We start from the raw sequence: 14,953 nt of genomic DNA, 5'->3' as shown, positions 1-14,953 counted from the left end.
CGCTCCTTCTTTTATTGAATATGTATTTTGTCCTTGCTGATAACGTTGCTATATCCATCTATGATTCGATCCAATTTACCTGTTTCGGGATGGATGACCATACCGTGAACGGCAATGGATTCCGGTAATAATGGATGATTTTCGATCAAGCGGACACTATTCGTTACACTCTCCTCTACGCATTGAAAACCTGACAGCCACTTTGATAAATCAATACCAGAGTTTGTAAGGACATCAATATGCTCCTGACTGACTTTCTTCTGCTTTGCGGCATCAAGAAGTGAAGAGGATCGAAGCCCCACCATCCCGCATCCGTGATGTCCGATCACACATACTTCCTCCACTTTCAGCTCATAAATAGCGACAAGGATACTGCGCATAATGCTGCCAAAAGGATGGGAAACAATAGCTCCAGCGTTCTTAATGATTTTCGCATCTCCATTCCTTAAACCCATCGCCTTTGGAAGCAATTCCAACAGACGGGTATCCATGCATGTTATGATGACGATCTTTTTATCTGGATACTTTGTCGTTTGAAACTCTTTATATTTGTTTTGGTCGACAAACGTTTTGTTGTAATCCAGAATGCTAGAAATAACTGACATTACTTATTCTCCTTTCTCGTTGAAATATGTTGGAAATGTTCTATGTACAATAATCCAGATGCCTTTCATCCAACCAATTTATTTGGCTCTGTTTTATCATTTGGTGCTTTATTTCATGTTAGAGATATTAAATTAGAGTTAAATGATAGAAGGATTAGAAATTAGTGAGAATTATTACATTTTCTTCTCTTTTCTTTTGCATTTTTCTTACTCACCTTAGCCAAAAAGGGTGATGCCCATTAATAGGCATCACCCTTTTTTTATGATTTGTTCCATTGCGTCTTGATTAATAAACCCTTTAATTAGTTTTCAGGGCCATCATTATCATTCTCTTCATCATCTTCCCATGTGATTGTTTTTACTTCTTTTGTGTAGCCGTCCACTTGGACGACCGCGTCTCGATCATCCTCTAATTCAACTTCGATCAAATAATAAGGTGTCTGATCTGGGGGCTGATAAAATTCTGTATCGTCACCTGTTCCTTTTACATGTTTTTCCGCAATCGCAATTGCTTCCTTTTCTGTAATGATACTATCTGCCACCATTGTCGAGTCAATAATAGCTCCAGTATATGGGTCGAGTATTAATGTGATTTTTTCGTCATTCTTATTTACCACTGCTTTATAAAAGGAATTGTCTTTCTCCTGCACAAAATCAATTTGTTCCAGATCACCTTGCGAGGAAATACGGTCCTTTATTTCTTTTTGGGTAAGTTGCTTTTGGGGTATGCTTTCCGTCGTTTCTTCAGCTGAATGAACTATGGTTTCTTTTTTTAGTGAACGAACTTCACCGCTTTTCGCATCCATCCTAATTTGATACACTCCGGTTTCAAGCTGCATTTCAATCTGATATTCTTCACCTTCACTTTTCGTTGTCTTTATAATGGTTCCAGGATATTTATCCTTTGCCGTCTGGTTCACTTCTTCTTTCGTCAAGCTTTCCGCGGATAATGATGGAGCCCACCATTGAAATCCGACGAATAATAGCAGACCGAAAACGAGAGTTGATCCAGCTGTTATCAGCATTTTTCTACTCTTCATCGTAACCCCCATCCAACGTCATTCTAACTTTATTAATCTTGATAAAATGAGACTATATAAGAATTCACTATTTAAGAGACTTAATTAAATAAAAGAGTGACGATCGTTCCCCTGCCTTCGAGACTATCCATTTCAATCCGTACATCAATTGCATCAGCAATTTCCTTTGCCATGGAAAGCCCCAATCCTGATCCGCCTTGCTTTCGGCTTCTCGCTTTATCTACACGATAAAAGCGATCGAACACTTTTGGCAATTCAGCCTTTGGAATTCCATCCCCTCTGTCTTCGATGCGGATATATGCTTCATCACTTGTTTGTCCTATGTAGACTGCGATATGCTCGTCACTATACTTTCTTGCATTGTCTAAAAAAATGAACAAAAGCTGTTTTAACTTTTGAATGTCCGTTACTGCTTCAATTGCATCGCTACTATAAATCTCCACTGTTCGATTGTACGCATTTTTATACACTTTCGCTAACTCTGCAATGATGTCGTTCAGAATGATGGTTTCCTTCTCTATATTCCATTTTTCCTGATGCTTTGCTAGCAGGAGCATTTCCTCTGTCATCTCTCTCATTCTTATGGCTTCAGAATGGATGGCCTCTATTGATTCAGCAAACAAATCAGGACGCTCCAACCCTTTTCTCTTCAAAAGACTTGCATAGCTTTCGATGACTGTTAGCGGTGTTTTTAATTCATGTGAAGCATTCGATACGAATTGCTCCTGTTTTTCGAAGTTAGCTTGCAACAAATCGATCATGTGATTAAAGGTTTTTCCCATTTCCACAAGTTCATCTTTTGATTTTTCCTCTAGGCTAAGTCGCTTAAATTGGCCGCTTGTTTGAATCTCCTTCATCGTATCAATCATCGATCGAATCGGACGGGCGATGAAGTTACTAAGAATGGCGCTTGATATCAGAACAGGTATCATGGCAATGACCGTTACAGCGATTAATACGATGCGCAGAACAGCGAGCATTTCTTCGGTTGCTGTAATGCTTTTGGTGATTTGTAGATTAACTACACTTCCATCGCCCCAAACGATCGGGTTTGAAACGAATACATACTTTTTCTGTTGATAAGTGATGATCGCGCTCTTCTCACCCCGATAAAAGCTACTATCCCGATTGCTTAATTGTTTTTCAGAATTGGATGTAACGACTGTTCCTTTTCGTTGACCTTCGTTTACAATACCGATCATGCCATCTATAGGCAGATAGGCCCGAAGTAAATCATTTGGTGAAATATCATTAACATTTTTACTAACATCAAAGGAAATTTTCTTTGTCTCCGCTTTCGCACGATTAAGTTCATTCACCATCATCAGATTACTGAATACAAAATAAATGGAAACATTCATTAAAAGGAGCAGGAAAATGAATAACACCGCTGTATATAAATTTATTTTCTTCCGAAGTCTCATTTTGCATCCTTCATGACGTAACCAACGCCTCTTACAGTATGGATAAGCGGCGTATCAAAGCCAAATTCGAGCTTTTTGCGAACATATCGGATATACACATCCACAACGTTTGTTTCTCCATAGAAATCATACCCCCAAACCGCTTCCAGAATTTGATCCCGGTTTAGCACTTGACGCTTATTCTTCAGTAAATAAAGAAGTAAATCATACTCTTTGGGCGTTAGGGCAATTTGACTTTCACCTCTAATGACTTCGCGTGTTTTGACATTCACCTTTAAATCAGCGGTATTGAGCCATCCATCGTCCTCATCTTCTATTGAAGGTACAGCAGTCCGCATTCTTAAAACCGCACGAATTCGGGCTAGCAATTCCTCAATTTGGAAAGGTTTAGTAATGTAGTCATTCGCACCGAGATCAAGACCGGAAACTTTATCTTCAACCGAGCCTTTTGCAGTTAACAGGATGACTGGAGTGGAATTGTTTTTCATACGAATTTTCCGAAGCAGCTCGATCCCGCTTATGCCTGGAAGCATCACATCCAATAAGATCAAATCCCATTTTCCTGATCGATACGCTTTAAGGGCTTCATTTCCGTCCATTGCCTTTCCGATTTGGTAGCCTTCGATTTCAAGCTCCAATTCAAGCAGTCTTAAGATTTTTTCTTCGTCTTCCACGATTAGTATTGATTCTTCACTCATTTGTAAGGCCTCCTCTGCGGGGGTTGTTTGTGTGGGACTGTCCCTATTTATGTATTCTGTCAAACAAAGATACTACAGTTAGAATACTAATAAAATAGGGTATTATAACGGGTTAATAGGGCCTAATACCAGAGGCTATCGTGAGTACATGGAAACGATTTTTTTTTCGGAATGGTTCCCATCCAATAGATACGAACATGCTGAAATAGCATCACTTGAATAGAAAACTGCGAATTTACGACGTTATTAAAATCCAAATATAAAAAAGCCCAATTTCCCGGTGTTACAGGCGGGAAATTGGGCTTTGGTTACTACGTGAAAGCGAATGGTCTTTATTTATGATTTAAATGTAATGAATTATATTATTTCGATATACCCTTCTGTTCCATGCACGCGAATTCGTTGCCCGTCTCTTATTATCTTGGTGGCATTTTCCACCCCGACAACCGCCGGTAAGCCATATTCACGTGCGATAACTGCTCCATGGGTCATCAGTCCACCAACCTCGGCAACTAAACCTTTTATGGAAACAAACAATGGTGTCCAGCTAGGGTCGGTAAAGGGGGTGACCAATATATCTCCCTCTTCTAGATCAGCATCTTCCATGCTTAAGATGACACGCGCACGTCCCTCAATAACTCCGGAAGAAACAGGTAGACCTACAATAGCTTCGGCTGGGAGATTTTCTCGTTTATACTCACCTACAATGATTTCACCATCAGACGTGATAACACGTGGAGGAGTTAGTTTTTCATATAATTTGTACTCGTCTTTTCGTTTGCTGATGATCTGGTAATCCAATTTATTTGTGCGGACGACTTCGTGAAGTTCTTCAAAAGTGAGATAGTATATATCTTCTTTTTCACGAATGACTTTGGCTTGCACGAGCTGTTCGGCTTCTTTCATCAAAGCCTGCTTATAAACGAAGTAACGATTAACCATGCCGTATTTTGGATATTCCCGATAACCGATGAAATTCCGGATTAGGCTTATCATTCGTTTTGTTTCTTTGGCTTTTTGTTCACCATCCGGTAATTGCTTCAATCGATCTAATAACTCTTGTTCTTTTTTCAAAGCTTCCTGTCGCCCTTGCTCAAATTTCCGATCGCTGGCATTAGGCTCAAAGTTTTTGATATTACTGAGAATCATAGGGATGAGTGTAGTTGGTTTTTCGCTCCAACGAGTTTTAGTAATATCGATTTCTCCGGTACATCGCATTCCGTATTTGCGGAGATAATCATGGAAAGCGTCTTGGGTTTCCTGTCCACCATCAAACTTAACCAGTTCATCCAAAAAGTTATCATCATTTACATGTTGTAAATAATCAATTACTTCTGGATAAGGACGAATCACATCTGCGAGCTCCAATAGCGCCAGACCCATTTCCGAAGTAATATTGTTTGGTACAGATTGAGAAAGGGTGTCGGCTGCGTTTTTTTCACCTAACCACTCGTTCATATTTTCATTGATCCATGATGAGGCATCTATAGCAGCCATAAACACAGCTGAACTTTGTGGGTCAAATAAAATCTTCTTTAATATCTGGATATCTTCCAGAATAAAATCAAATAAATCCGATCCTAATTTCGTTTGGATGTTTTGTTTTAACTCTTCTATCGATGTTTGACTACTCTTAATCAAATCAGAAACGATGGTCGGGTCGTTTTCGATTTGTGCCCTAGAATCCGCAGAAGACACACTTTTATTGCTTTTACCGGAACTCTGTTCTTGCTTATCATTTGGTAAAGATTTTATGAAATCTCCTCGCTCTATTATGGTAATGAGTGCGTCTTTCATGAGCGGATCGTGTTGTCCCATGGCATCTAATAACATTTTTCTGCTGTCAGGTGAAGCCAGCCTATGTGTAACATCAACAAACAACCTTCCACCAGCTTTAAACCTGGGTCCAAATGATGTTAACTGGAATATCGACATTCCCAATGGTTTTATGGGGTCAGTCATCATTTGTTGATGACCAACAGATACATAAACGTGATTTTCTTTATCATTTGCTTCAGGGATGGGGTATAAAGTAGTGATCGGCCGACTCTGGACAATATAAAATGTATCATCAGCCAAACACCATTCGATATCTTGCGGGCAACCAAAATAAGCTTCGATCTGTCTTCCTGTACGTGCTAGTTGTAAAATTTGTTGTTCAGTAAGTGTTTGAGTCTTTTGCTGATCGGGATCGATCTGCTGGGTCTCTGTTCCGCCTTCTTTTAGTCCATAGATAGCCAATTTTTTGGTTGCTATCATCTTATCAACGATTTCCTCTTCCTTTACTTTATAACAATCGGGAGATACCAAGCCAGAGACCAGTGCTTCTCCAAGTCCAAAACTGGCATCGATCGATAGCAGCTTTCGGTTAGAAGTAATCGGATCAGCTGTAAATAAAATCCCTGAAGCCTGTGGGAAAACCATCCTTTGAACGATAACGGATAAATAAACTTGTCTGTGGTCAAATCCATTTTGCATACGGTAGATTACCGCGCGATCCGTAAACAGGGAAGCCCAGCATTTGCTGATATACTGTAAGATTGCTGCCTTACCGATGATGTTTAAATAAGTATCTTGTTGACCAGCAAAAGAGGCATGTGGCAAATCCTCAGCAGTCGCACTAGAACGCACTGCATAAGCATGTTCATCGCCAAACCGGGAGAGATAGTGAGCAACTGCTTTCACAACATCGGAAGGAATTTCTACTTCCATAATGATTTGTCGAATCTTCCTGCTGATTTCACCAATTTGATCTCGATCCTCTACTTTTAGCAGAGATAGTTGATCCACCAATGCGTAGAAGGCTTCGTTTTGTTCGAGGGCTTTTTGATAACCTTCTGTCGTAACACAAAATCCTTCTGGCACTTGTATTCCATGAATCTTCGATAGTTCCCCTAAATTCGACCCTTTTCCTCCGGCGAGCAAAAGTTGCGTTTTATCGATCTCCCGAAACTCTAGTACATATGGTTTCATTTCTTTCCCTCCCATTTATCGCTCAATACCAAGACGAATTCTATGACAAAAATTGTTCATCTGATCAACCAATTGCGCGGTTCGCTCGTTCTTGCTCCTGGCGAAGTTCCATGTTCATCAAACACTCCTTTAAAAAAATAAAATTAGGGGTTGACTGAAAAGGATTTTATGAAGTATAATTAAAATAGGGATGATTTATATAAAAATCCTTTTACAGTGTATAGCTATATAAATTTACCACAGTTTTTCTTTTTTATCAATGATTAAAGGAAGAAAAATTCCACAAGACAATTGACTGCAAAAAATGCAATCGTCATGAAAATGCAATTTAAAATGATAATGAATTCCAATATTAAAAAGCCCAATTTCTATATTAAGAAATCGGGCTTTTTTCGTTACCCCATTAAAGTTCCCTTTAATAAGAACAATGAGAACACTGCTATTAACAGTGTTCTCATTGTTTTTTTGTTCTTCATCGATCTATATCAGTTTTCAGAAATATTCGAGAGGTAATCAGCGAGTTGAACGAAGGTTCCTGAAAAGCCCGCCTGTACCATTTCCTGCGACTCCTCGTAAGTTTTCATTTCCTCCTCAGTCGGTGATACAGGTGTCCCAATCATCGTAAGTACTGCTTTACCTTCATGCTCGGTGAATGTAAAAGTATTGAGAATTTCCAATGGCCAGCCGTCGTTAAAAGGAGCACGTACGATATTACCCTTTTCATCAGAAAAGAAAGAGGTGTAAACAAGTTTCTCTGGAGCATTTACTTCTTGATAAACGAATTTGACCCACATTACATTACCGTCAGGAGATGTCTGGCTGTAATGGAGGACACCATCCTCACGAAGCTCAAACTTGGAAATATTAAAAGCCCATCCTTTTGGGCCCCACCAGTTCTGCAGATGTTCTGATTCGGTAAATGCCTTAAATACAAGCTCACGAGTAGAGTTGAAACTTCGGGTAATTTCAGTTTTTGTAAACATTTTATTCCTCCGATTATTGTGTTTTATTTTGTAGCTCCTTCAGATAAAGTTCCAAGCTGTCGAGTTTTTCTTCCCATATTTCACGATACCGTTCCAACCAAATGTTTAATGCCTTAAAGGGTTCTGAACGAAGCTTATAAATTCGACGATCAAGAGCACTTAATAATGTAGTATTCATCTTTACACCACGATTTATTAGAATTATATTCCTTCACGTGGAGAATAAGAAAATGATATTTTTGTACATAATGATACATGTTTAAGTTTTTAATAAAAAAAGAATGCTTTAGAAGTTTTTACTTGAAAACAGAACTTATGTTCGTATATACTGATAAGAAGACAATCTTGGTAGCAGTTATCACTAAGGAATCCAATCTTAATTCAAAGGAGAATGAAAATGATTAAACCGTATTTAATGTTTAATAGAGAATGCGAAGAGGCTTTCAAACTTTATATTGAGGCTTTTGGCGGGGAACTTATTGCGATGCAAAAATATAGTGAGCTCCCTTCAAGTCCAGACTTTCCTGTTGAAGAGAGTGATAAAGAACTTGTTCTACACTCACAATTAAGAATAACAGAAGATGGATTTATTATGGGTTCTGATTCAAAACGCGAATTGAATGATAGTGACAAAGTGGTTGTAAGCGTGGAGCTTAACTCGGAGGAAAAAGCCAGAAAGGCATGGAACATTTTAAAAGAAGATGGATCTATACATATGGATCTTCATGAAACATTCTTTGCGAAACTTCACGGTTCGTTGAAGGATAAATTTGGTATTTCATGGATGTTTACTGTCAATTAAAACGATACTTGAATCCAAGGCCAAAAGACAACCGGTTATTTGACTGGTTGTTTTTTATTATTCGGTAAAAGTTCCTCAACATCTGGCCCAATTGTTGAACAATCTTTCTTTAGCTCCATAAAAAAAGAGCTGCCGATGCCACTCCTTTATTGAAGTAAGGCCGGTTAATTCGTTCAATACAAAAAAAATAGTGTGAACCATATAAACGCAACACCAAAATCTAATAACATCCAACTCTTATTTTCCTTTTTTAAGAGTTTTTCGAATGCGTCTATTATTGAACCAATTCCTAATAAGATTAATAAATATTTTATGAAATTAAAATTAAACTCATTTATTAACCCTAATATTAAATTCAAGCCCATTAATATTATCATTAAATATCTAATCAGAGTAAATGGTCTTGTACTCTCACTTTTTTCAAAAAACAATCCCATTACATCTTTCAACTTATTTGACATTAAATTCCCCCCATAAAACTACAATCTAAATTTAATAAACTATACCATAAGCAAACTGGTCTTCTTCAACATAGCTGACCTTTTGGTGCATAAGAAAAGGAGCTGCAGATCAGCTCCTGGTAATTACAATTGGCAGCTGCAGCTTGGGATAAAAATATTGTTCTATTTGATGCTGCCGTTTATGGAACTATTCCCGTATATTCCTCATTGATAAAAGAAGGGATAGCAGAACTTAATCCAATAGTTGAATTTTAATCCTTTTTTTCGTGGGACCTTTTTGTTGAATTTTCATAATGGAAAAGTCTTTAATTTCATTTGTGTTGTTGACGTGGGTTCCGCCACATGCTTGCTCATCAATATCATTTATTTGAACGATTCGAATTTCGTTAAGAGAAGCTGGAAGTAAATTAATGACCGTTTTAATAACCCCTTCCTTTTGCTCTGCCTCAGTCCTGCTAATTGTTTTCGTGTAAACATGATGGGGGTGTGCCAGTACCTTCTTTATCGATTGTTCTAATTGTTCAAATGGTATTTCTCCCATTATTTCAGGAGAAAAAGACAGCTCTAATCTCGCATGTTCTTTTTCAATTTGACTGCTTGTAGCTAAAGCATTGTAATGTTGATATAAATAACCTGAAATGACATGCAATAATGTGTGATACTGCATATTCTGAAACCGCCAAGACCAGTCAATCTCCATTTCTACCGTTTGATTAATATCCTGTAATGGGCGTTCTAGTTCATGAATGATTTCACCATCTATTTTTTTTACTGTTAATATATTATAAGTTTCATCACCTTGTTTAATAACCCCTCGGTCACAAGGCTGCCCACCGCCACCTGGATAAAAAATGGTTTGCTCGAACACGACAAACCGGTCTTGTATCGAAACAATATTTGCCGAACATTCTTTTAGATAACTATTGTCTGAATATAACTCTATCGTGGCCATTTTTTTCTCCTTTTGTTGCCTTGATATCCTCTACCAGCATTTCAACATGTTCTTTTTTCGTAGCCCAACTGGTGCAAAATCTCACAGCACTGTGTGTAGCATCGACCTTTTCCCAGAAGGAGAATGAATACTTTTTGCCTAATTCCAAAATTACATCTTCAGGCAAAATGGGAAACTGCTGATTTGATGTGGAATCATTTCGTAATGAAAATCCATTTTCAACAAATGCTTCTCGAATCATCATTGACATTTCCACGGCATGATTAGAAATTTCATAGTATAAGCCATCTTCAAATAAGGTTTCAAACTGGATCCCCAATAGTCTCCCTTTAGCCAGTAATCCTCCCTTTTGCTTGATAAAATACCGGAAATCCTTTTTCAGGGCATCATTCATGATGACTGCCGCTTCACCAAACATTGCACCAACTTTCGTTCCCCCTATATAGAACACATCACATAGCCTTGCAACATCTGCCAAGGATAAATCGCTGTCTTTTGAAGCCAAACCATACCCTAATCTAGCTCCATCCAATACCAATGGCAAACCACATTCCCGGCAAACTTTACTTAATGCTTCCAATTCGGCTTTACTATAAGTCGTTCCATTTTCCGTAGGGTTAGAAATGTAAACCAAGCCTGGCTGTACCATATGCTCATGAGTAACATCATTCCAGTGAGCATCATATAATTCTTTCACCTGTTCAGCTTGAATTTTTCCATCATCACTCGGCAAAGTAAGTATTTTATGACCAGTGGCTTCAATTGCTCCTGTTTCATGTACCGCGATATGCCCGGTAATTGCAGCAACTGCACCTTGGTGCGGCCGCAAAATTGAAGCGATGATAGTTGTATTCGTTTGTGTTCCCCCTACTAAAAAGTGTATATCTGCATTCGCCGCATCACACTCTTTTCGAATGTAAGCTCTCGCCTTTTCACAGTGTTCATCCACTCCATATCCGGGTGTTTGTTCTTCATTGGTTTCTATTAATCGTTTCAGAATTCGCTCATGAGCACCTTCTGTATAATCATTTTCAAAACGTATCATCCTATATTCTCCCCAAACTATCTAATTTTTTCTGAATGAACATCATAGAAGCATGGATTTCTTTTATTTCATTTTGTGATAATCCTTGGAATAACCTCACTATTTGTTCATCAGATCTTTCATTAAGCTGGTTAAAAAGAGTCATCCCTTCAGGGGTCAACCGAATCAGACTAGTTCTGTTATCCAAGGTCGAGTTTTCCTTCATGACCAGTCCATCTTTACTCAGCTTGTTAATTATTCTGCTCATATAGCTGCGGTCGATTTCCAGCTTATCAACCAAATTGTTTGCTATACACTGCTCCATCAAACCGATTTCTAAAATTACCCTTGCCTCAGTGAAAGAATACCCGGTATCCAAAATATGCTTATCCAATACACCAAGTATATTCGTATAAAATCTATTGAATTGCCGTATATCAGCCATGGTATTTTTACTTATATTCATTCTTTACTTCCTTTTTTAGTGGACTTAATCCACTAATACATTATTGTAATTAGTGGACTTTGTCAACTTTTTTCGTAAATCTTTGAAGAATCAATCGATACACTAGTTTAACCAATTTCAAAAAATTCACTTTTAGCTTGAAACTGATTTAGTTTTTTTAGGGTGATTTTTTCTTCTCAAGGAAGTTACAATACTTCAATTAGAAATAATTGTAAAATTCCTCACTTAAACTAACCTCCCTCTATTGTTGAAAAAGGTAATCCTTTGATTTATAACTTTAATCTATAAAATTAGAGATTATCGAACACGGGATGAGTTAAGGTGCATAATATAGGATAGTGATATTTAACTATATTTTGAAAGGATGTAATATTGTGTATCCTTCTTACACTAACCCACACCATCTCAAACAAGAAACACTGTCACAGGTTGGACCATGGGTACAGTATGGTTTAAACGAAGCTCAAAAAACATCCATCCCTCATGCAATGATGGAAATTGCAGCTATTGCCTATCTGATGGGTAAAGGATATGATCCAAGGATGGCGCATCAAATAGTTGAATCATGGGAAGTTAATGAAATGTTTTAACTGCTGTAGCTTTGAAATAAAGATTAATCAATATGTCCTCTTTAACCCACATATTAGCGTAAATAAAAAAAATCCATTTTGAAAAATGATTGATCAAAATGGATTTTCTTGTGATTTAGTATACAGTTTTTATAAAATATTTTGATTATTTTTAGTGAGTCTTAAAGAATAGCACATTCCAGATCTTAAGCTAACGCACCCGTTAGTCTAAGTACATTTCTTCACAATCTTATTCACTCTGTTGATAAATAATCAGTAAAAGCAACTTTCACAAAAATGGAAAGTTGCTTTTTTTTAGGGTATCTTGGTTATGATAACAGAATAATAACAGGAGGGCTGTGGACATGCTGAAAAAAAAGATGAAAATCGAGGTTATTCAAAAAGTATTAGACAATTGGAGGGGGTTCTTTTTACCTTACCAAATGGCATTACATGAATTAGAAAGTGATTTCAAGGTTATTGACTTAGAATGGAAAACACAACATGGCTATTCTCCTATTGAACATATGAAAACACGTATGAAAAAATTAAGTTCTTTGGTGGAGAAAATACAAAGAAAAGAAATTCCTTTAACACAAGAAGCGGTGAGGAATGAAATAAGAGATATTTTGGGAGTTAGAATTGTCACAAGTTTTATTGATGACGTATATATGTTGAAGGAGCATATCGAGCAACGTGAAGACATTCGAATGATACGCGTAAAGGATTATATTCAGGACCCGAAAATGAGCGGATATAAAAGTTTGCACCTGATTGTAGAAACCCAAGTCATCCTATCCAACGAAATAATATGGGTTCCTGCAGAAATACAAATTCGTACTTCCGCTATGGATTTTTGGGCATCCACCGAGCATAAACTAAACTATAAATATCAAGGCGAGACTATACCAGAGGATGCTCAAAAGCAGCTAATTGAGCTTGCCAAAGCTTCTTCCTTAATGGATAAAGAAATGTCAAGATTAAGAACAAAATTACTAGCCAATTAAGCAAACAATCGTGACACCTTTCTCATTTACAACCTTAAGTCAATCTGACAAATAAAAACACTTAGTCTTAGAATCTAAGGGTTTCATCCTTGTTCCGTCCAAAACGATCCAGTGAATGAATGTAAAGAACATCCCCTTTCCGGATCATTCGTTTTAACAATTGATATTGTTCTCGTTCAAAATTTTTCCCACTTTGTTTATCCATACTTTAACGGACGTTAAAAGTAGGTGATTTTATAAAAAAATGCGCCGTTCGCAAAAATGTACTTTTACGAACGATAGGAACAACACTATACCTCCCATATCGGAAATTTTATACTCTAAGAGAATTCCAACCTAAAAAGTCGATCTTCTCTACGTGAACTGACCCCATAAAGTTAGACAGGTTATCTCGTTAGGCAGCCCGTTGGGCATGAGCTCGGTATTGTACCGGGCTCATACCTTTTAATTTACCTTTCTCATATGTCACAGTTTTTGTTTAAAAAGAGGGAGCAAGACAAAAAAAGTATGATTATATAAAGAATCATACTTTTAAAAGGCCACCAATTAGCGGCCTTCTTATGGCGCTAACGCACCCGTTAGTTGAATAAGACTTATTGTAGAGTTAACACAAGCTATGACATAAAAAACAGTTAAAAGGTTTTAAAAATTGAATTTAAAACAATGAATAGAAAAATGATAAGAGCAACTACGATTGCTTCAAGTGTGAATTTTTTATTCTGTTTCTTTTGCTGTAATTTCTCCCTATATTCCATTTGAATCTTTTTATCATCTAATTTCATATTGCAGGTAGACTCCTTAATGAAAATAATCAAGTTGATTTTACCATAAAAAACCATGTTCGTTCTTCAACTATTCTGCCCCGATAGTTCCATAAGAAAAAGCTGCCTTAAAGACAGCTCCGATCTTCAGCTAACGCACCCGTTAGTTCTATAAGAAAAGCACATTATTTGTCTATCTCTTTTACATAATCAGTTCTAGGTAGTATACCTAAATATAAATAGCCTCATCAAGTTTTTGATGAGGCTATCCACTGCGTATAGTGTATTAAAGTTTTAGCACTAGAACCAATATATCTTTAGGAGCATTTCTTTAGTTTTGAACGGCTCTAGTATAATAATATTCTTCAAGAGTAATTCCTTGGCTCATAATAGTTTGAGCTATTGATTTGCCTACATATCGAAGATGCCATGGTTCATATTTATAACCAGTAACTGATTCTTTTCCTTTAGGGTATCGGATAATAAATCCATAATCATCTGCATGTGCCTGGAGCCATTTTGCTTCTTTAGTACCTCCAAAGCAATCCTGTGCCGCGCATTTACCATTTCCTCCTGTCACATCAATAGCAAGGCCTGTTTCATGCTCACTTGTTCCAGGTAATGCACTGTATGTGATTGCTTTGGCATAACCATCCCTTTTTACATAATAATCAAATAGAGCAACTTGTGTAGCATGTGATCTGTATGCAGATACACCGAGAAGACTTACTCCCTGCTTCTTGGATTCCGCAAATAATTTGCTAATGGCAGCAGCTGCTTCACTTCGCATTTTTCTTTTTTCTGTCTTTTCTTTAAAAGTAAACGGTATCGACGTATATACTAAGTCTTTTGGTACATAGTTTTCTGGTAGCTTATTTTTTTTATTGACTAGCACTGGAATACTTTCAGGCTTTGCAACAACCTGAATGGCGTCAGATGAAGGATTGGATACCTTTACATATTGACTACTAACATAACCTGTTTGACCATTTAAGCTTACCTTTAGCCATCCATTTGGATCTTTTCCAGTAACCGTTAACTTTGTGCCCTGTTTAACTGTTGCTATAATTTTATTAGCAGTAGATGGTCCTGTACGGACATTCAGATTAGCAGTTGCTGTATAGATTACAGTTGCTGTACTAGAGCCAGATGAAGAGTTTGATATTTTTACATATTGGCTACTAACAT

15 protein-coding genes and 1 pseudogene are annotated in these 14,953 nt (G+C 37.3%); 3 read left to right on the top strand and 13 right to left on the bottom strand.

What is annotated here, in order from left to right:
* Positions 1–11: 11 nt before the first annotated feature.
* From FNK51_RS09820 to FNK51_RS09795, 6 genes are all read right to left on the bottom strand, one after another.
* Positions 12–605, bottom strand: a complete 594-nt coding sequence (locus FNK51_RS09820; RefSeq protein ID WP_098370161.1) for a beta-class carbonic anhydrase — start codon at positions 603–605, stop codon at positions 12–14.
* A 302-nt stretch (positions 606–907) separates the two neighbouring features.
* Positions 908–1,645 carry a PepSY domain-containing protein gene (locus tag FNK51_RS09815; RefSeq protein WP_181762232.1) on the bottom strand — a complete coding sequence of 246 codons (738 nt, stop codon included), beginning with the start codon at positions 1,643–1,645 and terminating at the stop codon, positions 908–910.
* 80 nt (positions 1,646–1,725) lie between these two features.
* Positions 1,726–3,069: a sensor histidine kinase gene (locus FNK51_RS09810; RefSeq protein ID WP_141993184.1), complete on the bottom strand. Its 1,344-nt coding sequence runs from the start codon at positions 3,067–3,069 to the stop codon at positions 1,726–1,728.
* A complete protein-coding gene (locus tag FNK51_RS09805) occupies positions 3,066–3,767 on the bottom strand; it encodes a response regulator transcription factor (RefSeq protein WP_098370164.1) in 702 nt (233 codons plus the stop codon). Before FNK51_RS09805 ends, FNK51_RS09810 begins: the two co-directional genes overlap by 4 nt.
* Positions 3,768–4,124: 357 nt before the next feature.
* On the bottom strand, positions 4,125–6,740 hold the full coding sequence (gene ppsA / locus FNK51_RS09800) for a phosphoenolpyruvate synthase (RefSeq protein WP_141993183.1): 2,616 nt from the start codon (positions 6,738–6,740) through the stop codon (positions 4,125–4,127).
* A gap of 485 nt (positions 6,741–7,225) precedes the next feature.
* On the bottom strand, positions 7,226–7,723 hold the full coding sequence (locus FNK51_RS09795) for an SRPBCC family protein (protein ID WP_141993182.1): 498 nt from the start codon (positions 7,721–7,723) through the stop codon (positions 7,226–7,228).
* Positions 7,724–8,114: 391 nt separating this feature from the next.
* On the opposite strand from FNK51_RS09795, the gene FNK51_RS09790 reads away from it, so the two are divergent.
* Positions 8,115–8,525: a VOC family protein gene (locus FNK51_RS09790; RefSeq protein WP_220126980.1), complete on the top strand. Its 411-nt coding sequence runs from the start codon at positions 8,115–8,117 to the stop codon at positions 8,523–8,525.
* A 173-nt stretch (positions 8,526–8,698) separates the two neighbouring features.
* On the opposite strand, the gene FNK51_RS09785 is transcribed toward FNK51_RS09790, so the two are convergent.
* The 4 genes from FNK51_RS09785 to FNK51_RS09770 form a co-directional block, all read right to left on the bottom strand.
* The gene (locus tag FNK51_RS09785; RefSeq protein ID WP_141993180.1) at positions 8,699–8,986 is read right to left on the bottom strand and encodes a hypothetical protein; all 288 of its coding nucleotides are present in this window, start codon (positions 8,984–8,986) and stop codon (positions 8,699–8,701) included.
* Between the two features lie 232 nt (positions 8,987–9,218).
* Positions 9,219–9,938, bottom strand: coding sequence for an alanyl-tRNA editing protein (locus tag FNK51_RS09780; RefSeq protein WP_141993179.1), 720 nt, complete (start codon positions 9,936–9,938; stop codon positions 9,219–9,221).
* Positions 9,907–10,983: a threonine aldolase family protein gene (locus tag FNK51_RS09775; RefSeq protein WP_141993178.1), complete on the bottom strand. Its 1,077-nt coding sequence runs from the start codon at positions 10,981–10,983 to the stop codon at positions 9,907–9,909. The genes FNK51_RS09780 and FNK51_RS09775 overlap by 32 nt, the downstream gene beginning before the upstream one ends.
* Before the next feature lies 1 nt (position 10,984).
* On the bottom strand, positions 10,985–11,428 hold the full coding sequence (locus tag FNK51_RS09770) for a MarR family winged helix-turn-helix transcriptional regulator (protein ID WP_098370173.1): 444 nt from the start codon (positions 11,426–11,428) through the stop codon (positions 10,985–10,987).
* 374 nt (positions 11,429–11,802) lie between these two features.
* On the opposite strand from FNK51_RS09770, the gene FNK51_RS09765 reads away from it, so the two are divergent.
* The gene (locus FNK51_RS09765; protein ID WP_098370174.1) at positions 11,803–12,018 is read left to right on the top strand and encodes a hypothetical protein; all 216 of its coding nucleotides are present in this window, start codon (positions 11,803–11,805) and stop codon (positions 12,016–12,018) included.
* 344 nt (positions 12,019–12,362) lie between these two features.
* On the top strand, positions 12,363–13,004 hold the full coding sequence (locus FNK51_RS09760) for a GTP pyrophosphokinase (RefSeq protein ID WP_098370179.1): 642 nt from the start codon (positions 12,363–12,365) through the stop codon (positions 13,002–13,004).
* 73 nt (positions 13,005–13,077) lie between these two features.
* On the opposite strand, the pseudogene FNK51_RS09755 reads toward FNK51_RS09760, so the two are convergent.
* From FNK51_RS09755 to FNK51_RS09750, 3 genes and pseudogenes are all read right to left on the bottom strand, one after another.
* Positions 13,078–13,209 (bottom strand): annotated as a pseudogene (locus FNK51_RS09755) (recombinase family protein); the annotation flags it as partial.
* 427 nt (positions 13,210–13,636) lie between these two features.
* Positions 13,637–13,786, bottom strand: coding sequence for a hypothetical protein (locus tag FNK51_RS26520; protein WP_181762231.1), 150 nt, complete (start codon positions 13,784–13,786; stop codon positions 13,637–13,639).
* A gap of 310 nt (positions 13,787–14,096) precedes the next feature.
* Positions 14,097–14,891 (bottom strand): D-alanyl-D-alanine carboxypeptidase family protein, encoded by a 795-nt coding sequence (locus FNK51_RS09750; protein ID WP_286178630.1) that lies wholly within the window; start codon positions 14,889–14,891, stop codon positions 14,097–14,099.
* Positions 14,892–14,953: the final 62 nt, after the last annotated feature.

This window comes from Bacillus sp. B4EP4a (assembly GCF_006680105.1).
Lineage (GTDB): Bacteria > Bacillota > Bacilli > Bacillales > DSM-1321 > Peribacillus > Peribacillus simplex_E.
This window is presented reverse-complemented; position numbering and strand designations above follow the sequence as displayed.

Coding starts and splice junctions, on each gene's coding strand:
- FNK51_RS09770 (WP_098370173.1), bottom strand. CDS start 11,428: ATGAATATAAGTAAAAATACCATGGCTGATATACGGCAATTCAATAGA.
- ppsA (WP_141993183.1), bottom strand. CDS start 6,740: ATGAAACCATATGTACTAGAGTTTCGGGAGATCGATAAAACGCAACTT.
- FNK51_RS09795 (WP_141993182.1), bottom strand. CDS start 7,723: ATGTTTACAAAAACTGAAATTACCCGAAGTTTCAACTCTACTCGTGAG.
- FNK51_RS09815 (WP_181762232.1), bottom strand. CDS start 1,645: ATGAAGAGTAGAAAAATGCTGATAACAGCTGGATCAACTCTCGTTTTC.
- FNK51_RS09775 (WP_141993178.1), bottom strand. CDS start 10,983: ATGATACGTTTTGAAAATGATTATACAGAAGGTGCTCATGAGCGAATT.
- FNK51_RS09760 (WP_098370179.1), top strand. CDS start 12,363: ATGCTGAAAAAAAAGATGAAAATCGAGGTTATTCAAAAAGTATTAGAC.
- FNK51_RS09790 (WP_220126980.1), top strand. CDS start 8,115: ATGAAAATGATTAAACCGTATTTAATGTTTAATAGAGAATGCGAAGAG.
- FNK51_RS09785 (WP_141993180.1), bottom strand. CDS start 8,986: ATGTCAAATAAGTTGAAAGATGTAATGGGATTGTTTTTTGAAAAAAGT.
- FNK51_RS09805 (WP_098370164.1), bottom strand. CDS start 3,767: ATGAGTGAAGAATCAATACTAATCGTGGAAGACGAAGAAAAAATCTTA.
- FNK51_RS09820 (WP_098370161.1), bottom strand. CDS start 605: ATGTCAGTTATTTCTAGCATTCTGGATTACAACAAAACGTTTGTCGAC.
- FNK51_RS09810 (WP_141993184.1), bottom strand. CDS start 3,069: ATGAGACTTCGGAAGAAAATAAATTTATATACAGCGGTGTTATTCATT.
- FNK51_RS09780 (WP_141993179.1), bottom strand. CDS start 9,938: ATGGCCACGATAGAGTTATATTCAGACAATAGTTATCTAAAAGAATGT.
- FNK51_RS26520 (WP_181762231.1), bottom strand. CDS start 13,786: ATGAAATTAGATGATAAAAAGATTCAAATGGAATATAGGGAGAAATTA.